We start from the raw sequence: 25,405 nt of genomic DNA, 5'->3' as shown, positions 1-25,405 counted from the left end.
CAGTATCCCGAAACCGCTTCGCGCCGTTCAACCGAGCGGTCGTCGACTATTCTTCCTCGATACCGAGCTTGGCCTTGACGAGGGCCTGCACCGCCTGCGGGTTGGCCTTGCCGCCGGTCGCCTTCATGACCTGACCGACGAACCAGCCGGCAAGCGTCGGTTTCGCCTTGACCTTGGCGACCTGATCCGGGTTGGCCGCGATGATCTCGTCGACGGCCTTTTCGATCGCGCCTGTATCCGTCACCTGCTTCAGGCCGCGGCTTTCGACGATCTCCGCAGGGTCACCGCATTCGTTGAGAATGATCTCGAAAACATCTTTGGCGATCTTGCCGGAGATGGTCTCGGCCTTGATGAGGTCGATGATGGCACCGAGCTGGGCCGGAGAAACCGGCGTTTCCTCGATATCCTTTCCGGTTCGATTCAGGGCGCCGAGCAAATCGTTGATGACCCAGTTGGCAGCCGTCTTGCCGTCGCGACCTTCGGCAACGGCCTCGAAGTAATCGGCAATCGCCTTTTCCGAGACGAGCACGGAGGCATCGTAGATCGAGAGTCCGAGCTCGCGAACGAAACGCTCCTTCTTGTCGTCAGGCAGTTCCGGCAGATGCTGGGCGAGATCGCTGATGAAGGCGTCATCGAATTCGAGCGGCAGAAGGTCCGGATCGGGGAAATAGCGATAGTCATGCGCATCTTCCTTGGTACGCATGGAACGCGTCTCGCCCTTGTTTGCGTCGAACAGGCGGGTTTCCTGATCGATCGTGCCCCCATCCTCGAGAATACCAATCTGCCGACGGGCTTCGAATTCGATCGCCTGACCGATGAAGCGGATAGAGTTGACGTTCTTGATTTCGCAGCGCGTGCCGAAAGGCTCGCCCGGGCGGCGCACCGAGACGTTGACGTCGGCGCGCATGGAGCCCTCGTCCATGTTACCGTCGCAGGTGCCGAGATACCGCACGATGGAGCGCAGCTTCGTCATGTAGGCCTTGGCCTCGTCGGAGCTGCGCATATCCGGCTTGGAGACGATTTCCATCAGTGCCACGCCGGAACGATTGAGATCCACATATGACATGGTCGGATGCTGGTCGTGCATCGACTTGCCGGCATCCTGTTCCAGATGCAGGCGCTCGATGCCGATTTCGATATCCTCGAACTGGCCCTGACGATCCGGGCCGAGCGAGATCACAATCTTGCCTTCGCCGACGATCGGGTCCTTATACTGGGAGATCTGGTAGCCCTGCGGCAGGTCCGGATAGAAATAGTTCTTACGATCGAAGACTGAGCGCTTGTTGATCTGCGCCTTCAGACCGAGGCCGGTGCGCACTGCCTGCTTGACACATTCCTCGTTAATGACGGGCAGCATGCCGGGCATGGCAGCGTCGACGAGCGATACGTTCGAATTCTGCGGCCGACCGAATTCCGTCGAAGCGCCGGAAAACAGCTTGGAATTGGAGAGCACCTGGGCATGGACTTCCATACCGATGATGACTTCCCAATCGCCGGTGGCGCCGGGGATATAACGTTTCGGATCAGGCGTGCGAACGTCGACAATGGTCATGAGATGCTCTTCGAAGGCTGTTCTTTTCAACTGGTGAGGTAAAGGAAATGGCTTGCCGGTGCAAGGCTTTCAGCGGTTAGAAACCGGGACCATAGGCTTCCGGTTCCTGCGGGCCGAGATGTTTCGTGAGCCCTACAGAGGGCACGTCACGGTCCAGCTTCGGATTGTAGGCGACCGAGAGCCAGTGGATCGCGTAACCATGCTTCTGGAAGAAGGCGATTGCCTCGGAATTTCCCGAATGGGTCTGCATCGCCGCTTTCTCGAAACCTTGCTCGAAAATATCGGTCTCGATGCGCTCCAGCAGCGCAGTGCCCAGCCCCTGTCGGTTGAAGGTCGGGTCGATCCAGAAATCGGAAATCGTCTCGTCCAGCCCTTCGCGCGCAGCCCAACCGGCAACCTGTCCGTTCTGCTCGATGACGGTGACGGTCAGCCAATTATTGTCCACAAAGGTCCGGAAAGCGCTGCGGGCTCCGTCCGTCATGGCGTCCGATTCACCGATCAATGCCATCGCTCTTTGCCAGGCTCGCAAGCCGATTTCACTCAAGAGTTCCGTTTCGCCTTCGCGGGCATTGCGAATGTGGATCAATGGCATCTCCGCTCTACAACAGGGAGTAGACCATTGAGTCGGGCAACTTTCCAGTCCCTCCAATGAGATATCGAGCCAAAGCGCATTTATCCGCGGCTTTTCAAATCCTGCCTTCCGCTTGACCGGACTGCGGCTGATGATAAAAACCACGCCAGAGGTGTTTTATGTCTAACCTGTCTGAGTCCCGGTAAAGGCCCTGCCCGCGAGCACAGCCTCGCGTGCATGGGCCTGAAAAACGAAGCCGCGGCGTATCGGCTAAGCCCGATCGCCAAATCGTTTTCGTGCGCCTCCATGGAGGCGCGTTTCCGGATCAACAGCAATGGACATCTCGCGCGCAGAACAGCGCATCCTGCACCTTATGGCCCAGGGTGGCCGTATCGAAATTACCCGCGACGACAACAAGAAGATTGAAACGGTGAGCTGCTTCACCCGTGATGGCTGGGTCTATCCTGGCTTCGGTCTGGAGCTTTTCCGCAGGCTGAAGCGGCTGAAGGCGATCAAGTCATCTGCCGGCCAGCCTTATCGGATTACCGAAAGAGGGCTGCAGCTGGTCAGGTCGCAACTCGATAATCGATAGAATGACAAGAACCTGGCCGCGTGACGAAATCGTTGCGCGGCCAAGGCGATTTCAAAGCTTTTCCGAAAGTTCTGTGCGCATCGCTGCCCACTCTTCCGCGATCGTGCCGGTGCCGATCGTCTTGCCGGCGCGGCGATACCAGTAGCCGGCATTCCAGTCGTCACCTTCGACCCGATGACAGAGTGCATGCCCCCAGTCGAACCGCTGTTCGCCCTCGTGGTTCTGGCAGATCTCATGAACTGCCTCCCACTCCGCACCCATTTTGAAACCTTTGGCCGCGAGGCGATCAAAGGCCTCGATCAACCGCGCAAGATCCTGTTTCGGCATGAGGCCCTCCCTGCAAAGTCCTCATTCTATAACAGTCGCCGCCTCGAAATCCGAGACGGCGCCCGCTTTTCTTCAGTCGCGGAGATTGATGATGTCGTTCATCAATCCGCCGTGTTGAGAAGCGAACGCGTAGCGTTCATCAGCAGAATCAACAACGCCGACCATCTTCTGGTCGGCGTCAGCAATCTCTACGGATCGTTAGGCTTGCTACCACCACTTGGCCGGCGTAAACTTGCCAGCCGCCTGTTCGATAACATGGGCAGTCTTGAAGAGCGTCTCCTCGTCGAAAGCCTTGCCGATGAGCTGCAAGCCGAGCGGCAGACCCTTGTGATCGAGGCCGGCGGGAACGGCAATGCCGGGCAGCCCGGCCATGTTGACCGTGACTGTGAAGATGTCGTTCAGGTACATCTTCACCGGATCGGAAGCCAGGTTCTCGTCGGCAACGCCGAAAGCAGACGATGGGGTCGCCGGAGTCAGGATGGCGTCGACACCGGCATCGAAGGCGAGTTCGAAGTCGCGCTTGATTAGGGTGCGCACCTTCTGGGCGCGCAGGTAATAGGCGTCGTAGTAACCGGCGGACAGAACATAGGTGCCGATCATGATACGGCGCTTGACTTCCTGGCCGAAGCCGGCGGCACGTGTCTTCTCATACATGTCGACGATGTCCTTACCGTCGACGCGTAGACCATAGCGAACACCGTCATAACGGGCGAGGTTCGAAGAAGCCTCAGCGGGTGCCACGATATAATAGGCCGGCAGCGCATATTTGGTGTGCGGCAGCGAGATGTTGACGATTTCGGCGCCGGCATCCTTCAACCAGGCAATGCCTTGCTGCCAGATGGCCTCGATCTCGTCCGGCATGCCGTCGACGCGATATTCGTTGGGAATACCGATCTTCATGCCCTTCAGCGACTGGCCGATGGCAGCTTCGTAATCCGGAACCGGCAGATCAACCGAGGTCGTATCCTTGGCATCGACGCTTGCCATCGATTTCAGCAGGATTGCTGCGTCGCGAACGTCGCGGGCAATCGGGCCGGCCTGATCGAGCGAGGAAGCGAAGGCAACCGTGCCCCAGCGCGAGCAGCGACCGTAAGTAGGTTTGATGCCGACGGTCCCGGTAAATGCTGCAGGCTGGCGGATCGAGCCGCCAGTATCGGTCGCGGTGGCGCCGGCGCAGAGATGGGCGGCAACGGCTGCAGCCGAACCGCCGGAAGAACCGCCAGGTACCAGCTGCTGGTTCGAGCCAGCGGCACGCCAGGGGTTGATGACAGCGCCATAATGCGAGGTCTCGTTAGAGGAGCCCATCGCAAACTCGTCCATGTTCAGCTTGCCGAGCATGACGGCGCCGTCGTCCCAGAGGTTCTGGGTCACGGTCGATTCGTAGCGCGGCTCGAAACCATCGAGAATATGGCTGCAGGCCTGGGTATGCACGCCGACTGTTGCGAACAGGTCCTTGATGCCCAGCGGAATGCCTTCGAGATCGCCTGCCTTGCCAGCCGCGATGCGCTCGTCGGAATTCTTCGCCATGACGCGCGCAAGGTCCGGCGTGACCTTGATGTAGGCGTTGAGCTGGCCATTGGCCGCGTCGATCGCCGAAATATAGGCTTCGGTCAATTCGGTTGCGGTGATTTCCTTGGCGCGCAGCTTTTGGCGGGCTTCGGCAATGGTCAGGCTGGTAAGTTCGCTCATCGTGTTTTCGCTTCAGATCTGGAAATGGCAACAGGGGTCGGAAAGAGGCGGTCAAAGCCTTATTCGACGACTTTCGGCACCAGGAAGAAATTGTGGTCGCTCACGGGGGCATTGGCAACGATATCGGCAGCCTTGTTGCCGTCATCGACGACATCGGCGCGCTTCTTCATTTCCATCGGCGTCACCGAGGTCATGGCCTCGACGCCTTCGACATTTACCTCGGAAAGCTGCTCGACAAAGCCGAGGATGCCATTCAATTCACCGACCATGCGATTTGCCTCTTCTTCCGAGACGGCAATGCGGGCAAGGCGCGCGACGCGCTTAACGGTGGCGAGATCGACGGACATGGCATACTCCGGATAGGAATTTTCCTATCGCTATAAAGACCATGTCCGTCCTGTGCAACGGGTTTGCCTTTTCGGCAGCGCAGAATTCCTCCCCTCAAATCGACCTGGATTCGAGGAGTTGCGCATCAGAGCAGCAGGCTTTCGCCGGGCTTCGGCGCCTTTACTTGCGTCTTCGATGCTTCCATGCCGGCTATGAACTTTTCCGGCGTCTGGTCGATAATCGGGAAAGTTCCGTAGTGGCAGGGAACAGCGGTCTTGAAGTTGAAGTAGCGCTGGCAGGCAAGAGCCGCCACCGCGCCGCCCATGGTGAAGCGGTCGCCGACCGGCACGATACCGATATCCGGCTGATGCAGTTCGTCGATCAGCGCCATGTCGGAGAAGATATCTGTATCGCCCATATGGAAAAGGCTCGGTTCATCGTCGAAATGCAGCATCAGGCCGTTCGCGTTGCCGAGCGAATGAGAGACTCCATCCTCCGTCATCTGAGCGGAGGAATGCAGCGCATTGGTGAAGGTCGCGGTAAAGCTGTCGAGCGAGACCGTGCCGCCGGTATTGCCCATTTCCAGCTTCCCGACACCCTTGGTGCCGAGCCAGGAAGCGAGATCGGCGTTGGCGAGAACGACGGCGCCGGTCTCTTTGGCGATCAGCACCGTATCACCGAGATGATCGCCATGGCCATGAGTAAGCAGGATATGGGTGATGCCGTTGGTCACATCCTTGATGTCCTGACCGGCAAAGGACGAATTATGGGTCAGGAAGGGATCGATCAGGATTTTGGCGGCTTTTGTCTCGATACGGAAAGCAGAATGGCCGAGCCAGGTGATCTTCATGAAAGTCTCCTTTATTACGTGATGCAAAAGACGATTTCGGGGTCGGACTGGTTTAAAGCAGTCCCGGTCGGAAACCGCTTCGCACTTTTTCTGGAATTGCTCTAAGGACATAGCCGATATGGCCGCAAAGAAAAGCGGCAGGAACTTCAATTTCTTTTGACGGGATGACACGGTAATGACGGTGCTGACGATCGAGGAACTGGCCGGAACGCTCGGCCCCGGACAGGCAATCGCCGGCCTCGATCTCGGCACGAAGACCATCGGGCTTGCCATGTCCGATCTCGGGCGCCGCTTCGCGACACCGCGTCCGGTCATCAGACGCGAGAAATTCGCAATCGATGCCGAGACCCTGCTGGCCTTCGCCGCGAAAGAGAAGGTCGCGGCCTTCGTGATCGGCCTGCCCATGAACATGGATGGATCAGCGGGGCCGCGAGTGCAGGCCACGCGCGCCTTCGTGCGTAACATGGAGCAGAAGACCGCTCTTCCCTTTGTCTATTGGGATGAGCGGCTATCGACGGTCGCGGCAGAACGGGCCCTGCTGGAAATGGATGTTTCGCGGGCAAAACGCGCCGAACGTATCGATTCGGCGGCTGCGAGCTTCATTCTTCAAGGAGCGCTCGACAGGCTTTCCTTGCTGGCGAGATCGGCGGACGACACCGAGGCGTGACGTGCCTTCCACCATGCCGAAATCCGATGGCGTTTGCGGAAGCCCATGATGGCGAAGACGACGAGGCTGTCGACGGCGATGGCGCGGGCAACCAGTGGCGGAATTTCCTCCGGCGGCAGGCCGAGCACCTTGCCGTAAACCTGGAAGGTCAGGTCGTGGACCTGCCGCGTCAGCATGAAGATGCCGAAGTTCAGATCGTAATAGGAAAGCCAATACCAGCCCGCCAGGAAGACGATCGGACCGGCCCAGAAGATCAGAAACCACTTCATGCGGCCTCTCCTTCGTGCTTGCGCAGGACCGGCATATCAAGAGAAACGAGCCAGACCGACGATGCCATGATGCAGAGAACGAGCGCGGGCACGGCAATATCCAGCGCCAGCACAGCGAAAAACATCATCGCCGCGACAAGCAACGCGGTTCTGGCGATTTTGGTTCCCATGGCTGAACTCGGGTCCACACTCGTTACATTTCTACTGAGGACCACACTGGCCGGTTACCCCTGACCACGCAATGTAAACCATTTGTTAAGGTTAACAGGCAGACGCCGGCTGTGGATTGTTCAGCCGTAAACGCCGCGCACCAACCGCTTCAACGCACCTGCCGCCTTCTCCCAGTCCTTGCCGTTCTTCAGGACCAGACCGGCGCATTGCCCGCCGGCTGCGGCGGCGAGCACGAGATGCTGTATAGAAGCGAAGATCAGCGCGTTGACGGCGGCGGTATCGACGCCCTTCGGCGGCGTCAGCGAACCACGCATGCGATCGAGCCACTGGCCCAGCGCCTTCGAACGCGCTTCTGAAAGACGCTTGACCTGTTCGGTATTTTCGGACACCTCCCAGGCGACGATGCGGCGCATCAGCGGATCGTCGCGGAGCGCTTGCAGGAAAAGCAGCGACAGGCGCTCCATGAGATCACCATAGGTCAAGAGGAACATGCCGCCGGTATCTTCGGGGATGCGGTCCTTGACCCAGTTGCCGAGATCGGTGCCTATCGCGTCTACGAGACCATCAAGACCACCGTAATAGCGGTAGATGAGCTGCTTGTCACAGCCGGCGCGGCGTGCAACGGCATTGATGCCGAAATTCTGGAAACCCTCTTCGGCCAGCAGGTTCTTGGCGGCCTTCAGGATGGCACGTTCCGTGGCGCTTCTGTCACGGATACGCTTTTCGGGCTCAGCGGCATTCGTCTGTTCGAGTGCGGCCACGGCAGTTTCATTCAGCATTCGGTCAACCCCGGTCTGTCACCAATCGGTGAGTACCAGTGGAATTTTCCGCCTACAATCCTATCTAATTGAGAAGACTGTGGATATTGATGGTACACTACTGTGCTGACGCTGGCCGGGGGCCTGGCGGCATTATTCATCCGGTATAGTGCGCCCGAGAAATCTTACCCATGCGGTTGATCGCGATGGACGAACCCGGCGTAGCTGCATTATGAAAAGAGACGACAATTTCTGCTAAGGCCTTGCTATGGTAAATTATATCGAAGCCGCAATCGCGCCACCGAAAAATACCGGCGCCATCAGGCTTTATGGAACTGAAGCATTCGAGGGGATGCGCAACGCGTGCCAATTGACCGCACGTTGCCTCGATGCGCTCGCCGATGTCGTCAAGCCCGGCCTCGCAACCAATGAAATCGACCGCTTCGTTTTCGAATTCGGCATGGATCATGGCGCCTATCCGGCAACGCTGAACTATCGCGGCTACACGAAGTCCACGTGTACTTCGATCAACCACGTCGCCTGTCACGGCATTCCCGATGACAAGCCGCTGCGCGAAGGTGATATCGTCAACATCGATGTGACCTTCGTCGTCGATGGCTGGCATGGGGATTCGAGCCGGATGTATCCGGTCGGGCAGATCAAGCGTGCTGCCGAACGTCTGCTGGAAGTGACCTATGAATCGCTGATGCGCGGGATCGCCGCAGTCCACCCTGGCGCACGCACCGGTGCGATCGGCGAAGCGATCCAGACCTATGCTGAAGCCGAGCGTTGCTCGGTCGTGCGCGATTTCTGCGGCCATGGTGTCGGCCGCCTCTTCCACGATTCGCCGAATATCCTGCATTACGGCCGCGCCAATGAAGGGCCGGAAATGCGCGAAGGCATGATCTTTACCATCGAGCCGATGATCAATCTCGGGCGGCCGCATGTGAAGGTGCTGGCAGACGGCTGGACCGCCGTGACGCGCGACCGCTCGCTTTCGGCGCAGTACGAACACACGGTCGGCGTCACTGCGAACGGTTGCGAGATCTTTACGCTTTCGCCTGCCGGTCTCGACCGGCCCGGCCTGCCGCCGCTCAACAGGTGACATCATCAATGGCGAAAGGCCCCGTTCCGCAGACCGGCGATGATGAATTGCCTTTGAACGTGGATGAGGATGTCGTCATCGACGAACGGGCATTTTTCGCAAAACCCGCCATCGGCAAGAAGAGCGCCCTGCCCGCGCAGCCTGCGAAGGAAGAGCATTATCACGGCCACCGCGAGAGGCTGCGCAGCCGCTTTCGCGAACACGGTGATGCGGCGCTTGCCGATTACGAAATCCTCGAACTCCTGCTTTTCCGACTGATCCCGCGCCGGGACACGAAACCGATCGCCAAGGCACTGATCGAGCGCTTCGGCTCGCTATCGGGTGTGTTCGGCGCACCGATAGCACTGCTGCAGGAAGTAAAGGGCGTCGGAGAGACCGTGGCGCTCGACCTGAAGCTGATCTCAACAATCGCCCACCGTACATTGAAGAGCGAGCTCAAGGGCAAGGAGGTGCTTTCTTCCTGGTCGTCGGTCATCCAATATTGTCATGCGGCCATGGCGCATGAAGCGCGCGAGCAGTTCCGTATTCTCTTCCTCGACAAGCGCAACGCACTGATTGCAGATGAGGTGCAGGGGCGCGGAACGGTAGACCACACCTGTCTATCCGCGCGAGGTGGTGAAGCGGGCACTCGAGCTTTCGGCGACGGCGCTGATTCTGGTCCACAATCACCCGTCGGGTGATCCGACGCCGTCGCGCGCCGATATCGACATGACGAAGACGATCATCGACACGGCCGCGCCTCTGGGCATCGCCATTCACGATCACATTATCATCGGCAAGAACGGCCACGTCAGCTTCAGGGCGCTGCGGCTGCTCTCGTAAGACACGTTGCGAGGACCGCGTGCACTGTCACCGAGTTTGCCCCAGCTTCATCCGGAGAGGCTGAATTCAAGCTACCACTGCCAAACCCGGCGCAGCGCGCAAGCGGGCTATGTCGCGCGCCGGTGGTTCTCCAAAATGGCGGCGATATTCGCGACTGAACTGCGACGGGCTTTCGTAACCCACGTGGAAGGCGGCAGTCGTGACGTCGAAGTCCTGAACCAGCATAAGGCTGCGCGCGTCCTGCAGCCTGAGTTGCTTTTGGAATTGCAGCGGCGTCATCGCCGTCACGGCACGAAAATGTTCATGCAGGCTCGACGGACTCATGCCTGTTTCGGCGGCAAGCCGCTCGATGCTGAACCGTTTCCGGAAGTTCTGTTGGATCCAGGCGATGGCGCGGCCGACTTGGGCCACCCGGCCCTGGCCGGATGTGATGTGGCGCATTCTGGCGCCATCCGGGCCAGCGAGCAGATGATAGAGAATTTCTTGCTCGGCTAGCGGCCCGAGCACAGGCAGCGCTGCTGGATTGTCGAGCAGACGCAGCAGGCGTAGCACCGCGTCGAGCAGATCGGTGCCGGCGTCGGACACCGTCTTGGCTATGGGCGGGGATGGCGCCCCCCGCGGCGGCGGCACGCGCAACGCCAACTCCCCCAGCATGACCGGATCGAAATCGAGATACAGGCACAGATATGGCTTGTCTGGAGTCGCCTCGATCACATGGCCTATCGCCGGCAGGTCGTGGGTCACGATCCCATAGCGCCCCGGTGAATAACTGAAGACGCGGTCGCCTAGCGTGACCTGCTTGTGCCCCTGCACGACGAGGCACAGTTGCGGCCTGTAAACATTCGGCATCGGCATCGTAACCGTGGAGGATCGAACAAGCGTCACGCGTTCGATGGGTGTGGCGTGGAAGCCATCCTTCGAGACGTGCCGGACAATTGCGGCCGCGATTTCTGTGAGCTTTTCCATGAATAGGACCATCGCACGCGCGTGGCAGGACGGCAATGCAAACCGCGGCTTCTGGAGGATTGGGCAGGAATTCTGGCGCATCAGGCTAACGGCTCGGCGTCGCCGCGCACCACAATGTCAGCGGCGCCTGGGTCACAGCAAACCGGGTAGCAGAACAAGTATGGAGCGAACATGACATCGGATAGTCTGAAGACCCCCACGGTTGCGCTAGGCACCTGGGCCTGGGGCGACAGCGGCGAGACTGGCGACGGCTACTTTGGCAGCAACCTCACGCAGGCTGGCCTGCAGGAGCTCGCGGACAAGGCACATGCGGCCGGGTTTACCTTGTGGGATACCGCCCTCGTGTACGGCATGGGCCGTTCAGAAACCGTACTCGGAGACCTACTGAAGCGCTATGCCCGCAGGGACTACCAGCTCTCCACGAAGTTCAACCCGCGGATCGCGGGAACCGGCGACGATCCGGTGGCGGACATGCTGGAACAGAGTCTGGCCAACCTCGGCACCGATTACATCGACCTTTACTGGATTCACAATCCAGCGGATGTGCCGCGGTGGACGCCGCACCTGATTCCGTTGCTGAAGAGCGGGAAGGTCAAACATGTCGGCGTCTCGAATCACAATCTGAGCGAAATCAAGCTCGCCGACCGGATCCTGGGCGAAGCCGGATTCCGGGTCGAAGCCATCCAGAACCACTATAGCCTTCTCTACCGCAGCTCTGAGCAGGCCGGAATCCTGGATTACTGCCGCAACCGCGGCATTCCGTTCTTCGCCTATATGGTGCTGGAACAAGGCGCGCTGACCGGCAAGTATAGCACCGAGAACCCGCTGCCGGAAGGCAGCAGCCGAGGGAAGATTTACAATGGAATGCTGGCTCAGTTGAAGGCCCTGACGGATAAACTCACTTCGATCGGCGAGAGCCAGGGTGCAGCAGCACCCGATGTCGCGACTGCATGGGCCATCGCCAAGGGCACGACGCCGATCATCGGCGTCACTAAGCCCCATCATGTCGATGGTATGGTCCGAGCCATCAGCATTACGCTCACCAGCGACGACATCGCGGAACTGGAAGCTCTTGCTGATGCCGCAAACGTGAATACGCGCGGCTTATGGGAGCAAGAGATGCAAGTCTAAGCCTCGACCGCCGCTCTCGGCAGGTGCGGATCTGGCCGCTTCCCGTGGGAAGCTGCCCGGCCGCTATTTCAGGTCATCGGTTTCCGCAACAGCAAGACAGCACGGTCTTTGCGTCTCTAAAGTAAGCAAGACGCTGCCGCAGTGGCGTATCCACCGATCCATGCTCATATTATCATCGGCAAAAACGGACAGGCGAGCCTCAGAAGGCTGCATCTGATATAAGAATCCGGCTAAGGCTTGAAAAAGCCATTTTTGGCGTTCTCCAAACTGGATCACAGTCAACCTCGTGGGGCAATTATGGGCTTTTCTCCGGGTCGTTTATACAGGCCAACTCTGCGAGGGCTGATGCGGCTGACGCTTCTGCTGCTGGCTGTGACCGGTGTCTATCTCGCCTATCTGCAGCTTTCCACCAATGTGCATGCAGTCGTCGAAGGCCAGGTTTATCGCTCGGCCCAGCCCTCTCCTGCCAAGCTTGGCGAATTGGTCAAGGAATATGGCATCAAGTCCGTATTGAACCTGCGCGGTGACAGCAGCGGCAAGGCCTGGTACGACGATGAAGTTGCGGCAGCCAAGGGGCTCAATGTCCAGCATATCGATTTCCGCATGTCGGCCACGAAAGAGCTCAGCGTCGAGGAAGGTCGCCAGCTCATGGCGATCATGGCGGCTGCGCCGAAGCCGCTGCTCATTCATTGCAAGGCTGGCGCGGACCGGACGGGCCTCGCTTCAGCCATTTATGTTGCCGGCGTTGCCAAGGGTGGCGAGATGGCAGCGGAATCGCAGATTTCGCTGACCTACGGTCATCTGTCGCTCTTCTTTATCGGCGCCTATGCAATGGACGAGACCTTCGAAAGACTTGAGCCACTATTCGGCTTTTCGAACTCGTAAACGTCATCGGAGTACAAACTGTAACATTGACCGGCTACCGATGAACGCGCGACATTTCGCGTCGCAAATGATTCCAATTCCAACTCGGGGCTAAAGGATGTTCCAGTACGATCTCGTGGTAGTGGGCAGCGGCCCGGCAGGGCGCCGTGGCGCAATCCAGGCTGCAAAACTCGGCAAGAAAGTGCTGGTCATCGAGGCGGGAAAACGCGTCGGCGGCGTGTCCGTCCACACCGGCACGATCCCTTCGAAAACGCTACGAGAGACTGCGCTCAATCTTTCCGGTTGGCGCGAGCGCGGCTTCTACGGCCGCAGCTACCGGGTGAAGCAGGAAATCAGCGCCGAAGACCTGCGCCGCCGTCTGCTGATCACGCTTGATCATGAAGTCGAAGTGCTTGAACATCAGTTCGCCCGCAACCGCGTCCAGCACGTCCGCGGCAAGGCAAGTTTCATCGACGCCAATACGCTGCAAGTGATCAAGGACGACGGTGAAACGATGACGGTGAGCGGCGCCAGCATTCTGCTTGCCGTCGGCACGAAGCCCTTCCGGCCGGATTACATACCTTTCGACAACAGGACCGTGCTCGACAGCGACGAATTGCTCGATATCGAGGACCTGCCGCGCACGATGGTCGTCATCGGCGCCGGCGTCATCGGGATCGAATATGCAACGATCTTTTCGGCTCTGGATACGGCCGTGACTGTGATCGATCCCAAGTCGACCATGCTCGACTTCATCGACAAGGAAATCGTCGAGGATTTCACCTATCAGCTGCGCGACCGCAACATGAAGCTGCTCCTCGGTACGAAAGCCGAAAAGGTGGAGCGGCTCGAGAACGGCAAGGTCCAGCTGACGCTCGATAATGGCCGTCATCTCGTGACCGACATGGTGCTTTTTGCCGCCGGCCGTATGGGCGCTACCGATACGCTGAACCTCCAGGCGGTCGGCATCGAAGCCGACAGCCGTGGACGCCTGAAGGTCAATCCTGAGACTTTCCAGACCTCGGTTCCGAACATCTATGCCGCCGGCGATGTTGTCGGCTTCCCGAGCCTTGCCTCGACCTCGATGGAGCAGGGCCGGATTGCCGCCCGCGTCGCCATCGGCGCGGTTGCGAAGGAGCCCCAGAAATATTTCCCTTACGGTATCTACGCCGTGCCGGAAATTTCCACCTGCGGTCTGACGGAAGAGGAAATGAAAGAGCGCGGCATCCCCTATGAATGCGGCATTGCCCGTTTCCGGGAGACATCGCGCGGCCACATCATGGGCCTCGACACGGGTCTGCTGAAGCTGATCTTCTCCCTGAAGACGCGCCGCCTTCTCGGCGTGCACATCGTCGGCGAAGGCGCCACCGAGCTCGTACATATCGGCCAGGCCGTGCTGAACCTGAAGGGCACCGTCGAATATTTCGTCGAGAATACCTTCAACTACCCGACGCTCGCCGAAGCCTACAAGATTGCCGGCCTCGACGCGTGGAACCGCATGGGCGACATAAAATCTGAACTCTGAGAGAGCAAGAGCTTACCCTCGCCCCTCGGCTTACACACATTAAATTCCTGATATATAATATTTATTAGAAAACAGTGGATCTTTTGGCCAACTGTTGTGTGTGCCTGTGCCAACTACCTATATCCTATGCCAAAAGATATTGGTAAGCTCCGGCTACCCGCACCCCGGCTTCGTTCTATTGCGTTTTCGTTATTGCCTTCCCAAGTATGGGTGCACGCCTTTCGACAGTCGATGTCTTTGACCGGTCTGCGGTACCGCGGGTACACAGCCCACAACGAAAGATAGATATTTTGCCCGATATTTCAGCGGCTGCTCGCAGGCGGTTCCAGCTCATCCTGATAAAGCCGTCGCACTATGACGACGACGGCTATGTGATCCGCTGGTGGCGGGCGATGATTCCCTCCAATTCGCTGGCAGCCATTTATGGGATTGCCGCCGACTGTGCCGAACGGCAAATTCTTGGCGCCGATACCGCGATCGACATCACAGTCATCGACGAGACCAATACACGCATCGATTTTGAGGCGCTGCTCTCCCGGTTCAAGCGCCATGGCGACTTCGGGATGGTTGCGCTCGTCGGCGTTCAATCCAACCAGTATCCCCGCGCGCTCGATATCGCCCGGCCGTTCCGCGATGCCGGACTGCCTGTCTCGATGGGTGGCTTTCATATCTCGGGATGCCTGTCGATGCTCGACGGCGATGCGATCGGCCTCGAGGAATGCCGCAAGATGGGGGTTTCGATGTTTGCCGGCGAGGCCGAAGGACGGCTGGAGCTCGTGCTGCGCGATGCGGCCGCCGGTGAATTGAAACCGCTTTATAATTTCATGAACGATCTTCCGGGGATCGGCGGCACGCCGGTGCCTTTCCTGCCGAAGGACAATATCCAGCGCACGCTCGGCCTCAGCACCAGTTTCGACGCGGGCCGTGGCTGTCCTTATCAATGCTCCTTCTGCACGATCATCAACGTACAGGGCCGCAAATCCCGTTTCCGCTCGGCCGACGACGTCGAGAAGCTGGTGCGCATGAACTGGGCGCAGGGCATCCATAAGTTCTTCATCACCGACGATAATTTCGCCCGCAACAAGGATTGGGAAGCGATCTTCGATCGGTTGATCGAGCTTCGGGAAAGGGACGGCATTCCGCTCGGTCTGATGATCCAGGTGGATACGCTTTGCCACAAGATCCCGAACTTCATCGAAAAATCGAAGCGTGCCGGCGTCACTCGTGTTTTCATTGGCCTCGAAAACGTCAATCCGGACAATCTGACCGCTGCCAAGAAAAATCAGAACAAGATCACCGAATACCGCAAGATGCTACTGGCCTGGAAGGCGCAGGGTATCATGACGCTCGCCGGCTACATTCTTGGCTTCCCGGCCGACACCCCGCAATCGATCCGCCGCGACATCAGGATCATTCAGGAAGAACTACCGCTCGATGTCATCGAATTCTTCGTTCTGACACCCCTTCCCGGCTCGGAAGACCATCAGGTTCTCTGGAAAAAGGGTGTCGAGATGGACCCCGATCTCAATATCTACGATGTCGAGCATGTCTGCACTGCCCATCCGAAGATGAGCAAGCAGGAGTGGGAAGACATCTATCAGGAGGCCTGGTCGCTCTATTACTCGCCTGACCATATGAAGACACTGCTGCGCCGCGGCGCGGCAACCGGCATCAGGCTGAGCAGCCTCGTCAAAGTCCTGGTCTCGTTTGCGACCACTGTGCCGCTTGAAAACGTTCATCCGCTACAGAGCGGCCTTCTGCGCCTGAAGCATCCTTCGGAGCGGCGCCCGGGCCTGAAGCGCGAGCACCCGCTGCTGTTCTGGCCGCGATTTACCTTCGACACGATCCGCAAGCACGTCTCGCTCGCCGGCACGATTATCAATCTCAGCGTTTCGGCCTTCCTGATTGCGCGCAAAACCGATGCCAAGACCTACGCAGACAAGGCCCTGACGCCGGTTGGTGACGATGATGAGGACGTTCTCGACCTCTTCACCAAGACCGCCGGCGGCACTGCTGCCGTCAGCCACATCAAGAAAGTTGCCGAACTGACTCACGCTCACAAAGCCATCTGACCGGTAGATCGCCTGCCTGGTTTCAAAGGGTCAACAAAAAAGCCCTGCCGCAAGCGGCAGGGCTTTTTGATCTCAATCCGGAAGAGCCGATTATTCGGCGCTGTCTTCGGAAGCCTTCTTCTTCGGAGCGGCCTTCTTCTTCGGTGCAGCTTCTTCGCCTTCAGCAGCGTCTGCAGAAGATTCAGCCTTGGCAGCCTTCTTCTTCGGAGCGGCCTTCTTGGTGGCAGCCTTTTCAGAAGCTTCGCCTTCTTCATCGGCGAGCAGTTCTTCCTTCGTCACCTTCTTGTCGGTGACGTCGATTTCGGTCAGCAGGTGGTCGATGACCTTTTCTTCGAAGATCGGAGCGCGGATCGAAGCGGCGGCACCCGGCTGGCTGCGGAAGAACTCGAGGATCTGCTTTTCCTGGCCCGGGTACTGGCGCAGCTGCTCATAAATCGCGCGCTGCATTTCGTCTTCGGAAACTTCGACGCCAGCCTTTTCGCCGATTTCGGAGAGAACGAGGCCGAGACGCACGCGGCGCTCGGCGAGCTTCTGGTACTCTTCGCGAGCCTGCTCTTCGGTCGTGTCCTCATCTTCGAAGGTCTTGCCGGACTGGGCGAGGTCGTTGCTGACCTGGCTCCAGATGCCGTTATATTCGGCTTCGACGAGCTTGGACGGGGTTTCGAACTTGTACATCTCGTCGAGCTGGTCGAGGATCTGGCGCTTCAGCTTCTGGCGCGTCAGCGAACCGTACTGGGATTCGATCTGGCCGCGGACGATTTCCTTCAAACGGTCGGCAGATTCGAGGCCGAGCTTCTTGGCGAGTTCGTCGTTGATCTCGACGTCAGCCGGAGCAGCAACTTCCTTGACGGTGACATCGAAGGTGGCTTCCTTGCCGGCGAGGTTTTTGGCCGGGTAGTCGGCCGGGAAAGTTACGGTGATGGTTTTCTCGTCGCCCGCCTTGACGCCGACGAGCTGGTCTTCGAAGCCCGGGATGAAGCGGCCGGAGCCTAGAACCAGTTCGGCGTCCTGATCGGTGCCGCCGTCGAAGGCAACGCCATCGACCTTGCCGACATAATCCATCTTAACGCGGTCGCCGTTGGCAGCCTTGCCCTTTTTTTCGGCGTAGTCGCGGGCGCTTTCAGCGACCTTCAGAACCTGCTCGTTAACTTCGTCGTCGGAGATATCGACGACTTCACGCGTGACCTTGATGCCCTTGTTGGACTTCAGTTCGATCGGCGGGAGAACTTCATAGGACAGGGTGAATTCGAAATCCTGCTGGGCAGCGAGGATCTTTTCCGCCTCGTCCTTGTCTTCCGTCATGTTGATTTCCGGCTGAGTAGCCGACTTTTCGCCACGGCTGGACAGGATCTGGGTCGGTTGGTCGCGAACGATCTCGTTGACGAGATCGGCCATGAGGGACTTGCCGTAGACCTTCTTGAGGTGAGCGGCCGGAACCTTGCCCGGACGGAAGCCGTTGATGCGAACCTTGTCCTTTACGTCGGCGAGGCGCTCGTTCAGCTTGCTTTCCATGTCCTTGGCCGGGATAACGACCTTGATTTCGCGCTTCAGCCCTTCAGCGAGCGTTTCGATAACCTGCATGTCTTCCTACCTTCATTTCCGTGGCGGCCGTGCCCAGACGCCGTTCGTTTCGGTGAGCACGACGCCGGCCAACTGCCGCGCGTGGCTTTTTCTCAATTCCTGTTCGTTCCGTTCGAGACGGAACCGCACTCGCTTTCCGGGTATCCGGGACAACTAAGTTCCAGTCCTCCCGCCCTGCAAGGCAGCTTGGTGCGGGTAGAGAGACTTGAACTCCCACGCCTTGCGGCACCAGAACCTAAATCTGGCGTGTCTACCAATTTCACCATACCCGCGTTCCCAAAACCGCATGCATATGCCTGCGCATGAGGCCTTCCGGAGCGCGGCGTCTCTATATCACCCGATTTAGAACAGGCAAAGGAAAAATGAACAGTAAATGACAGGGATTTGCGGGCTAAAGCGCGCCCTTCCCATCACCCGCCTCGCCTCTCAGTAGAGCGGCTCTTCATAGGCCGGCTTACCGTCCACCATCAGGCTGCGGATCTGTGCAGTACCTGACGATGAAACGCTGACGGTAATCGAAACGGTGCCATCATTGCGGGCCTCCTCCAGCGGCTTGCCCTCGCCCTCCGGTACGTAACAGCGCTCGATTCCGTATTCGACGCGTATGGTTTCCCCGTTGTTGGGACCGTAGCTGTAGAAAGGCAGGCTGCGCAGAACGACCGTCTCTGCTGCTGCCGGCAATTCCTTGAACGACGATTCGACGATACCCCAGAAGCCGTCCGGCTGGCGTTTGAGGCGAACCCACAGGGTCTGCTCGCCCGCGTCCGCCGGAATACCGCCTGTCACTGTCGAAACCGGCACAGAGGATATGTCGTAGTTCAGCACCACATAGTCGCCGCGCAGGAAATCACGCGGATCCACAGGCGCCGTCTTGAGCTGCACCTCGGTACCATTTGCCAAGATCGACGCGCGGCTCTGGATGCTGTAACCAAGGATAAGCGTCTGCAAGCCGGCGACGAGGATCGCAGCGACAATATAGAAGCGACCGCCTTGTGGTCTTGCGAAGGTAAAACTCATGCGCGTTCCTCCACGCGGCCCGATGCAAAGCGTTTTTCAAGGCGGATGACGACCCAGGCGACGGCCGCGACCACAAGGCCCGAGAACAGGAAGAGGCTAGACGTGCCCAAAATTGTGCCGACCGTCACCGAGGCCAGATACAGCATTTCGCCGGCGAAGGCGCCATACGCCAGGTAGCGAACCGCACCATTGTCCCGGCCATGCACGACGATCGCCACCACAGCGGCCGCCAGCGTCAGCAGGCCTATCACGACCATACGACTGCCCTCGTCCATTTCAGCATGCAGCAGGAACAATCCCATGATGGCGACAAGAAAACTATAGAATGCCGGCGCAGCACCCGCCGTTCGCACCAGTGTGGAAATCGCGTGGACGGGCAAGGCGGTCAGCAGGAAAGCCGCCATGCCGAGAACCGCGAAGCTGATCGCAACGGAGACCTCGTCAGTCACCACATAGAGCCAGGCGAGCCAGCCGACCACCAGCAGATAAGCGAGATGGCGCGCCCTGTCTGCGCCAGTATAGCGCACAAGCCCGATGACTACGGCGGCCATCACAAGCGGCGCATAGGGGCCAACTCCATACCAACGCGTATCGTAATTCTGGAGATAAACTGCAAAGGAGCCCCATGAGAGGAAGCCGGCGACAACCGTCACCGCAGCCGAGCGGAACAGAATCGCCGAAACGGTCGCCACGCCAAACCAGAGATACATGACCGTCTGTTCGTCGCCCGAGAGATGATACATCTGGCCGACAAGGGAAATGGCGCCGCCGAAGCTCAGCGCACCGATGATGAGCAGACCGTTGGCGGTGGCGAGCGCGCCGCGCATAAGAAGAAGTGCAGCACCAACATGGACCGACCAGATGAGCGTCAGCATCAGGCCGACGCGCACAAGGCGCGGTATATACTCCCAGTTTGAAGCGACGAGCAGCAATAGGGCGGCGCCAAGCAACACAGCCGCCAGCCCCATGAGCACGCGACCGAGGCTGAAACTTGCCGGACGCGCATCATATTCGGCTAGCAGGGTCCCTACCGTATCTTCCTGCAGAAGCCCCTTCTCCACCCAGAGCGAAAGATCCCGCTCCAACCTGCCGCGATACATGCTCTCCCCCGCAATGATCCGCCATCTTCGGCTTACGCATTTATAGCGCAGGATCGGCGCACGGAAACGCCGGTATTTAAAATATGCAGATTCCTCATTGGTCTAACTTGGATCAGCCGTTAACGAAACACTAACCGCGTCGGCGCTACTATATGATCAATGCAGGATAGGCATGCATGAATCGCATAGCCCTCATGATTATATTGCACTGCAAAACAATCAAAAGTCATACTATTTACCTGATGTCGAAGCACGGGGATGGCGCCCCGGCCCGGTTTTCCGGCTGCCTACGGACGATATGTCCGTGACGAGATTCGCAGACGCGCACTCCTCCTCCCAGCGCCCTGCGATAGACTGGCAACACTCCTCCTCCCAGTTGCCAGTCACCATCATGACGCCCGCCGGATCCTCCCCCGGTGGGCGTTTTGCTTAACAGGTGGTTAAACGATTAGCTCGTTGCGCTCCAGGGCTCTCAAGGCCATAAGAGGTTTGGCAATCGTTAAGCCGGGCCAAGGAGCCGGTAGGACAGATTTTGAACTCACTTTGCCATCCATCGCCGGGGCATGAGGGAAAAGGCGCGATCGGGAGAAAAGGCCGATCACGACGATTACGGCCGGCCAAATATCGATCCGCGAAACGCGGGAACCGGGAAAAATCATTCTGCCTATTCGTTGACCAGAAAATGGCCAAAGCGTGTAAATTCCAGCCTGAGCTCTGCGAATTGCGCATAGGTGGCTTGAAATCTTGGCTCTGTTAGTTCTTCGCGGCGCAACATATATTCTGGTCATCAAATAGAGGTCAGCGCCGAAGGGTTGGCTGCTGGCAGGACCAAGCCCTAGGAAAGGGGATTAACATGAACTTCACTCGCTCTTTCAACAACTGGCGCAAGTATCGTCAGACCGTTACTGAACTCGGCCGCATGACCAACCGCGAATTGCATGACCTCGGTATCGACCGCTCGGACATCCATCGCGTTGCTCGCGAAGCTGCCGCCCGCTAAGTACAGGTAATCGCTGCTCCTCCCAAGCAGATTACCTTCCCAAAACGCCTGCTGCCCTTGCAGCGGGCGTTTTCTTTTTCGCGTCCGCGAAAGTGCCGCAAAGGTTGCGGATGTATTAATTGATCTGCCTCGCTCAAAAATCGCGCTCTGCATAATTAGCGAGCACCAGATTGCACAATTGCATAGCAGACGCCTTTTATTTGCACTGCACAATACGGGGAACCTCGATTATATAGATATCAACCGCAGAGACAGCGATCCCGCTGCCTGCAGAGAGACATTCGAGGAAAAAACTATGAACCCGATCCGCATTGCAAAGAGCTGGATTAGCTACCGCCGCACGCTCAACGAACTTGGCAACCTGTCTAACCAGACGCTCGCCGATATCGGCGTCAGCCGTTACGACATCCGCAACATCGCGTCCCGTTCGTTCCGCTAATACAGCGAACGAATTGTTTTCTAAGACGGCGCCATCAGGCGCCGTTTTCGTTTTTGGGTGTGCCCGCATCTTCGTCGGAACCCTACCGCGTTCTGACAGTTCTCCTTCACGAAAGGAGACCAGCATGGCAATCAAACTCAATGCCGGTTTTACTGGCCGCCCCGAGAACAAGCCTGAGGGCATTCGAAAAGCGGCGTCGAACACCGCGTCTGCCGTCAGGCGCGAGGTGCAGGCCGTCGCAACGGGGGCCGCCGACCATCCCCATACTGCAAGCTCCGTCGTTGTCGGCATCGGCGTGCTTGCGTTCGGCATCGGCTATCTGCTCGGACGCCAATCCGTCGATACACGCCGTTTCTGGAGGTGACATCATGGCCAGAGCTATTTTGGAAGAAGCAACTGACGATGCCCGGGCAGAAGACAGTCCGGCAGCGGATGCGCGTCGGCGCGAGATTGCGGACGAAGCCTCTCGACGCCTGAACGCAAGGCGCAAGGGTGCACCGTCGGCAAAAGGTGAGATCGATCGTTTCAACGAACATACGGAAGAGACCGCCCCGGACGATCTTCCAAACCTTGCCGCGCGGCGTGAGGCGGCGCGAGAGCACGGTGATTCCTACATTGTCGACGCCGATCTGGAAGATGCGGATCAGCGCGAAACATCACCTGGAACGCGCGAACAAAGTTGATCACGTTGCGGCGCAGGCTGGCGCGGTCTTCGATTCCGCTGTTGGATCGTGCTCCCCGGCGTGATATCAGCCGCCAATGACCCAGAACTCCTCCTACTCTCCTGTTCACGTGATCGGCGGCGGGCTTGCCGGCTCGGAAGCCGCATGGCAGATCGCCAACGCCGGCGTGCCCGTCATCCTGCATGAAATGCGTGGCGTACGCGGCACGGATGCGCACAAGACCGACGGTCTTGCTGAACTCGTTTGCTCAAACTCCTTCCGCTCCGACGACGCGACCAGCAATGCGGTCGGTGTGATCCATGCGGAAATGCGCATGGCGGGCTCGCTGATCATGGCCTCCGCCGACAAGCACCAGGTCCCTGCTGGTGGCGCACTCGCCGTCGATCGCGATGGCTTTTCGGAGGCAGTGACAAAAGCGATCCACGACCATCCGCTGATCACGGTCGTCCGCGAAGAGATTTCGGGTCTGCCGCCGAAGGAATGGGACCAGGCCATTATTGCCACCGGCCCGCTGACTGCGCCGTCGCTGGCGAGCGCCATTCAGGCCGAAACCGGCGAGGATTCGCTCGCCTTCTTCGACGCCATTGCTCCGATCGTCTATCGCGACAGCATCGACATGGATATCTGTTGGTATCAGTCGCGCTACGACAAAGTCGGTCCCGGCGGCACGGGCAAGGACTATATCAACTGTCCGATGACCGAGGAGCAGTACAATCGCTTCGTCGACGCGCTGATAGCGGGCGACACAGTCGGCTTCAAGGAATGGGAGGGCACGCCCTATTTCGACGGCTGCCTGCCGATCGAGGTGATGGCCGAGCGCGGACGAGAGACGTTGCGCCATGGGCCGATGAAGCCGATGGGGCTTACCAATGCGCATAATCCCGCCGTGAAGGCCTATGCCGTCGTGCAGCTCCGCCAGGACAATGCGCTCGGCACGCTTTACAACATGGTCGGCTTCCAGACGAAGTTGAAATATGGCGCGCAAGCCGAAATCTTCCGCCTGATCCCGGGCCTGGAGAATGCCGAATTCGCCCGGCTCGGCGGCCTGCACCGCAACACCTATATCAACTCCCCGACTCTTCTCGATCCTTCGCTGATGCTGAAATCGCGCCCGGGCCTGCGTTTTGCCGGCCAGATCACCGGCTGCGAAGGTTACGTCGAAAGTGCAAGCGTGGGCCTGATGGCTGGCCGCTTTGCAGCCGCCGAACGCAAGGGCGAGACGGTTTCGCTCCCTCCTGCGACGACCGCGCTCGGCTCGCTGCTCGGCCACATTACGGGCGGCCATCTCGTGACTGACGAGGAGCCCGGCAAGCGCTCGTTCCAGCCAATGAATATCAATTTTGGGCTGTTTCCGGAATTGCAGCCGGGTTCGATCGTCAAGCCCGAAGGTGTCAAGCGCTTTCGCGGCAAGGACAAGACAATCATGAAGCGGCAGCTGATTGCCAAGCGGGCGCTTGCAGATTGCGCCGCCTGGCTGGGCCACGATATCAAGCTCGCAGAGAGCGCTTGAGACAAAGGATTTAGTAAAAACTGCTAGGCAGCTGGATGTGCTTAGTGACCGTTCGCCGCCGACGTGTTCGGCGCAGGCAGCTCCTTATCCGGCTCGGCAATATAGTTGCCGAGCAGCCAGAGCGAAACTTCTGAGGCCTCCTTGGCAGAGGCGAACTCGTAAGTGCCGTTGTGATGAGAGGCGTTTACAAATTCGATGCTAAGCCCCCTGCCGGTTTCAGAGGCCAAAACCCGCACCGTGCCCGGCTCGATCAGATGGCAGGCAAAATGCCGCGACATGTTGCGCATGAAGCCCGCCTTATTGTCGTGCAGACGCACGAAGACGGCCTGACCGTCCGCAGTCGCCTGAAGCTGGCGGATCGCTTCATTCGGGAATGCGCGGCCGAACTCGATAATGGCAAGGCCCGTGTCGTGCAGACCATCTTCCTTGTTCTGGGCCGCCATGCGCGTTGCCACGAAGGCTATGAAGATGACGATGGCGAAAAGAACGCACCAGACGATAATGCCCACGCGGTTTCTCCGTTCAAGATGGGGTTTTGCCTGACATAACGCGCGAGACTTGCGCGAGTTTGACCGCCGTCAGATTTTCTTGCGCATGCCGGCAAAGGCCATCCGCATCTGGCGGCGCCATTGCGGCTCCTGCAACGATGCCTCCAGAATGGCAGCGCCGCGTTTCTGCGCTTTGATCAGCACCGGCTCCGCAAGCGCCACTGGCAGGAAAGCGGGGAGCACCGACGCCGGCAGGACAGACGCCCTCGCCTTTGCAAGATGATCGCGGCCGAGCCCCGCAAAGGCTTCGATCGCTGCAGATATGCGCGGCTTGTCGGAGCCGGCGAGGAAAGTCTCCCGGTCGAGGCCTGTCGCCGAGAGAATTTCGAGTGGAATATAGACTTGGCCGCGGCGCTGATGGAGCGGCATCAGGAGCAGCATGCCAGAGATCGCCTGCGCCACTCCGGCGTGACCGGCGGCATCGGCGGATTTCATCGCCTCTTCCGGGGAAAGAATGAGACCAGCAAGCTGGATGAGTGCCGAGGCGGTTTCGCCCGCGTAGCCCTCCAGCGACGTGCGGCTTTCCATCGGATCGTCATAGAGATCGAAGATCCGGGCTTCGATCATGTGGACGAGCGTCTGCCGGGGAAGCCGATACATCTCGACGGCCGAAAGAAGGGCTGCGGCGAGTGGATTGGCGTCGGTCGAGCCGTGCGCATTGCCTTCCAGAAGATCGCGCCAGTACTGCATGCGGATTTCGCCTGGCAGCGGCTCGTGGACGAGATCACGGATGCGAGCGAGCTCGGCATTGAAGGCATAGAGCGCGGCGAGCGCACCGCGCTTGTCTTCAGGCGATAGGAGGCACGCAAGATAGCGGTCACGATCGGTATCGCGCAGCATCGCCAGGCTGATATCCTGGTTCGTCTTCGGATCGGCCATGATCAGACCGCAATGAGGGCGGCTGCGACGGCACGCTGTTCAGCAAGCATGATGTTGAAGGTGCGCACGGCGGCACCCGTGCTCATCGGATCGGAAGAGATACCCCGTGCCCTGAGGGCGGTGCGCAGTTCCTCTGGCAGGCGGCGAAGTTCCGTGCCGGTACCGACCAACAGCACTTCGATATCGGCGGCTTCGTCGAGCACACGGCGGAAATTCTCGACCGACAACGGCTTTTCCATGTCCATATCCCAGCCGTGAATGCCCGACGGCAAGCAGAGGATGGAGCCGCGATGCGACATATCCGCAAAGCGGAAGCCGCCATTGCCATAGGTGTCGATGGGTGCGCGCCCCGGGAAATGGGCGTCGCGGATTTCAATGCCTTTTGCCATG

At 58.9% G+C, this 25,405-nt stretch carries 28 protein-coding genes, 1 tRNA gene and 1 pseudogene; 13 read left to right on the top strand and 17 right to left on the bottom strand.

Annotation, left to right across the window (positions count from 1 at the left end; all coding sequences use genetic code 11):
* Nucleotides 1-46 precede the first annotated feature (46 nt).
* The gene (gene gatB, locus EV281_RS02455; protein ID WP_132651348.1) at nt 47-1,552 is read right to left on the bottom strand and encodes an Asp-tRNA(Asn)/Glu-tRNA(Gln) amidotransferase subunit GatB; all 1,506 of its coding nucleotides are present in this window, start codon (nt 1,550-1,552) and stop codon (nt 47-49) included.
* A gap of 76 nt (nt 1,553-1,628) precedes the next feature.
* Nucleotides 1,629-2,138, bottom strand: coding sequence for a GNAT family N-acetyltransferase (locus tag EV281_RS02450; protein ID WP_132651347.1), 510 nt, complete (start codon nt 2,136-2,138; stop codon nt 1,629-1,631).
* 319 nt (nt 2,139-2,457) lie between these two features.
* Between EV281_RS02450 and EV281_RS02445 the strand changes: the two genes are divergently transcribed.
* Nucleotides 2,458-2,715 (top strand): YjhX family toxin, encoded by a 258-nt coding sequence (locus EV281_RS02445; protein ID WP_132651346.1) that lies wholly within the window; start codon nt 2,458-2,460, stop codon nt 2,713-2,715.
* A 51-nt stretch (nt 2,716-2,766) separates the two neighbouring features.
* Here EV281_RS02445 and EV281_RS02440 read toward each other — a convergent pair whose 3' ends face one another.
* From EV281_RS02440 to EV281_RS02425, 4 genes are all read right to left on the bottom strand, one after another.
* Nucleotides 2,767-3,042, bottom strand: coding sequence for a hypothetical protein (locus EV281_RS02440; protein WP_132651345.1), 276 nt, complete (start codon nt 3,040-3,042; stop codon nt 2,767-2,769).
* Nucleotides 3,043-3,249: 207 nt separating this feature from the next.
* Nucleotides 3,250-4,731: an Asp-tRNA(Asn)/Glu-tRNA(Gln) amidotransferase subunit GatA gene (gatA, locus tag EV281_RS02435; RefSeq protein ID WP_132651344.1), complete on the bottom strand. Its 1,482-nt coding sequence runs from the start codon at nt 4,729-4,731 to the stop codon at nt 3,250-3,252.
* A 59-nt stretch (nt 4,732-4,790) separates the two neighbouring features.
* Nucleotides 4,791-5,078, bottom strand: coding sequence for an Asp-tRNA(Asn)/Glu-tRNA(Gln) amidotransferase subunit GatC (gatC, locus tag EV281_RS02430; RefSeq protein WP_132651343.1), 288 nt, complete (start codon nt 5,076-5,078; stop codon nt 4,791-4,793).
* Between the two features lie 125 nt (nt 5,079-5,203).
* Nucleotides 5,204-5,908, bottom strand: coding sequence for a metal-dependent hydrolase (locus tag EV281_RS02425; RefSeq protein WP_132651342.1), 705 nt, complete (start codon nt 5,906-5,908; stop codon nt 5,204-5,206).
* Nucleotides 5,909-6,083: 175 nt separating this feature from the next.
* Here EV281_RS02425 and ruvX point away from each other — a divergent pair, with 175 nt between their 5' ends.
* Nucleotides 6,084-6,575 (top strand): Holliday junction resolvase RuvX, encoded by a 492-nt coding sequence (ruvX, locus tag EV281_RS02420; protein ID WP_132651341.1) that lies wholly within the window; start codon nt 6,084-6,086, stop codon nt 6,573-6,575.
* Here ruvX and EV281_RS02415 read toward each other — a convergent pair.
* The 3 genes from EV281_RS02415 to EV281_RS02410 all read right to left on the bottom strand — a co-directional run bounded on the left by EV281_RS02415 (nt 6,515) and on the right by EV281_RS02410 (nt 7,794).
* On the bottom strand, nt 6,515-6,844 hold the full coding sequence (locus EV281_RS02415; RefSeq protein WP_132651340.1) for a DUF6105 family protein: 330 nt from the start codon (nt 6,842-6,844) through the stop codon (nt 6,515-6,517). The genes ruvX and EV281_RS02415 overlap by 61 nt on opposite strands.
* Complete coding sequence (locus tag EV281_RS31005) at nt 6,841-7,014, bottom strand: hypothetical protein (RefSeq protein WP_165911824.1); 174 nt, start codon at nt 7,012-7,014, stop codon at nt 6,841-6,843. The genes EV281_RS02415 and EV281_RS31005 overlap by 4 nt, the downstream gene beginning before the upstream one ends.
* A gap of 120 nt (nt 7,015-7,134) precedes the next feature.
* Nucleotides 7,135-7,794 carry a TetR/AcrR family transcriptional regulator gene (locus EV281_RS02410; protein ID WP_132651339.1) on the bottom strand — a complete coding sequence of 220 codons (660 nt, stop codon included), beginning with the start codon at nt 7,792-7,794 and terminating at the stop codon, nt 7,135-7,137.
* Nucleotides 7,795-8,041: 247 nt separating this feature from the next.
* Here EV281_RS02410 and map point away from each other — a divergent pair, with 247 nt between their 5' ends.
* Entirely contained in the window at nt 8,042-8,878 is an 837-nt protein-coding gene (gene map / locus EV281_RS02405; protein ID WP_132651338.1) for a type I methionyl aminopeptidase, read from the top strand.
* A 47-nt stretch (nt 8,879-8,925) separates the two neighbouring features.
* A pseudogene (gene radC, locus EV281_RS02400) lies at nt 8,926-9,700 on the top strand (DNA repair protein RadC).
* A gap of 66 nt (nt 9,701-9,766) precedes the next feature.
* Here the strand turns inward: radC and EV281_RS02395 are convergent.
* A complete protein-coding gene (locus EV281_RS02395) occupies nt 9,767-10,666 on the bottom strand; it encodes an AraC family transcriptional regulator (RefSeq protein ID WP_132651337.1) in 900 nt (299 codons plus the stop codon).
* Nucleotides 10,667-10,837: 171 nt separating this feature from the next.
* Between EV281_RS02395 and EV281_RS02390 the strand changes: the two genes are divergently transcribed.
* From EV281_RS02390 to EV281_RS02375, 4 genes are all read left to right on the top strand, one after another.
* The gene (locus tag EV281_RS02390; RefSeq protein ID WP_132651336.1) at nt 10,838-11,797 is read left to right on the top strand and encodes an aldo/keto reductase; all 960 of its coding nucleotides are present in this window, start codon (nt 10,838-10,840) and stop codon (nt 11,795-11,797) included.
* A 345-nt stretch (nt 11,798-12,142) separates the two neighbouring features.
* Nucleotides 12,143-12,682: a dual specificity protein phosphatase family protein gene (locus tag EV281_RS02385; RefSeq protein ID WP_245508204.1), complete on the top strand. Its 540-nt coding sequence runs from the start codon at nt 12,143-12,145 to the stop codon at nt 12,680-12,682.
* A 97-nt stretch (nt 12,683-12,779) separates the two neighbouring features.
* Nucleotides 12,780-14,186: a Si-specific NAD(P)(+) transhydrogenase gene (gene sthA / locus EV281_RS02380; protein WP_132651334.1), complete on the top strand. Its 1,407-nt coding sequence runs from the start codon at nt 12,780-12,782 to the stop codon at nt 14,184-14,186.
* 290 nt (nt 14,187-14,476) lie between these two features.
* Nucleotides 14,477-16,258, top strand: coding sequence for a radical SAM protein (locus EV281_RS02375; RefSeq protein WP_132651333.1), 1,782 nt, complete (start codon nt 14,477-14,479; stop codon nt 16,256-16,258).
* Between the two features lie 90 nt (nt 16,259-16,348).
* On the opposite strand, the gene tig is transcribed toward EV281_RS02375, so the two are convergent.
* The 4 genes from tig to EV281_RS02355 form a co-directional block, all read right to left on the bottom strand.
* On the bottom strand, nt 16,349-17,839 hold the full coding sequence (tig, locus tag EV281_RS02370) for a trigger factor (protein ID WP_132651332.1): 1,491 nt from the start codon (nt 17,837-17,839) through the stop codon (nt 16,349-16,351).
* A gap of 187 nt (nt 17,840-18,026) precedes the next feature.
* Nucleotides 18,027-18,111 (bottom strand) — tRNA-Leu (locus EV281_RS02365).
* Nucleotides 18,112-18,265: 154 nt separating this feature from the next.
* Nucleotides 18,266-18,856, bottom strand: a complete 591-nt coding sequence (locus EV281_RS02360; protein WP_132651331.1) for a GDYXXLXY domain-containing protein — start codon at nt 18,854-18,856, stop codon at nt 18,266-18,268.
* Nucleotides 18,853-19,956: a DUF2157 domain-containing protein gene (locus EV281_RS02355; RefSeq protein WP_132651330.1), complete on the bottom strand. Its 1,104-nt coding sequence runs from the start codon at nt 19,954-19,956 to the stop codon at nt 18,853-18,855. Before EV281_RS02355 ends, EV281_RS02360 begins: the two co-directional genes overlap by 4 nt.
* Nucleotides 19,957-20,809: 853 nt before the next feature.
* On the opposite strand from EV281_RS02355, the gene EV281_RS02350 reads away from it, so the two are divergent.
* The 5 genes from EV281_RS02350 (at nt 20,810) to trmFO (ending at nt 23,588) form a co-directional block, all read left to right on the top strand.
* Nucleotides 20,810-20,956 carry a DUF1127 domain-containing protein gene (locus EV281_RS02350; RefSeq protein ID WP_132651329.1) on the top strand — a complete coding sequence of 49 codons (147 nt, stop codon included), beginning with the start codon at nt 20,810-20,812 and terminating at the stop codon, nt 20,954-20,956.
* Nucleotides 20,957-21,251: 295 nt separating this feature from the next.
* Nucleotides 21,252-21,395, top strand: a complete 144-nt coding sequence (locus EV281_RS02345; protein WP_112568191.1) for a DUF1127 domain-containing protein — start codon at nt 21,252-21,254, stop codon at nt 21,393-21,395.
* A 124-nt stretch (nt 21,396-21,519) separates the two neighbouring features.
* A complete protein-coding gene (locus tag EV281_RS02340; RefSeq protein WP_132651328.1) occupies nt 21,520-21,759 on the top strand; it encodes a hypothetical protein in 240 nt (79 codons plus the stop codon).
* 4 nt (nt 21,760-21,763) lie between these two features.
* Entirely contained in the window at nt 21,764-22,078 is a 315-nt protein-coding gene (locus tag EV281_RS02335; RefSeq protein ID WP_132651327.1) for a hypothetical protein, read from the top strand.
* Between the two features lie 76 nt (nt 22,079-22,154).
* Complete coding sequence (gene trmFO / locus EV281_RS02330) at nt 22,155-23,588, top strand: methylenetetrahydrofolate--tRNA-(uracil(54)-C(5))-methyltransferase (FADH(2)-oxidizing) TrmFO (protein WP_132651326.1); 1,434 nt, start codon at nt 22,155-22,157, stop codon at nt 23,586-23,588.
* Between the two features lie 41 nt (nt 23,589-23,629).
* On the opposite strand, the gene EV281_RS02325 is transcribed toward trmFO, so the two are convergent.
* The 3 genes from EV281_RS02325 to EV281_RS02315 form a co-directional block, all read right to left on the bottom strand.
* Nucleotides 23,630-24,097, bottom strand: coding sequence for a hypothetical protein (locus EV281_RS02325; protein ID WP_132651325.1), 468 nt, complete (start codon nt 24,095-24,097; stop codon nt 23,630-23,632).
* Nucleotides 24,098-24,166: 69 nt separating this feature from the next.
* A complete protein-coding gene (locus EV281_RS02320) occupies nt 24,167-25,015 on the bottom strand; it encodes a phytoene/squalene synthase family protein (protein ID WP_132651324.1) in 849 nt (282 codons plus the stop codon).
* A 2-nt stretch (nt 25,016-25,017) separates the two neighbouring features.
* Nucleotides 25,018-25,404, bottom strand: coding sequence for an Mth938-like domain-containing protein (locus EV281_RS02315; protein ID WP_132651323.1), 387 nt, complete (start codon nt 25,402-25,404; stop codon nt 25,018-25,020).
* Between the last annotated feature and the right edge of the window lies 1 nt (nt 25,405).

The organism is Rhizobium sp. BK418, assembly GCF_004341105.1.
GTDB lineage: Bacteria > Pseudomonadota > Alphaproteobacteria > Rhizobiales > Rhizobiaceae > Rhizobium.
This window is presented reverse-complemented; position numbering and strand designations above follow the sequence as displayed.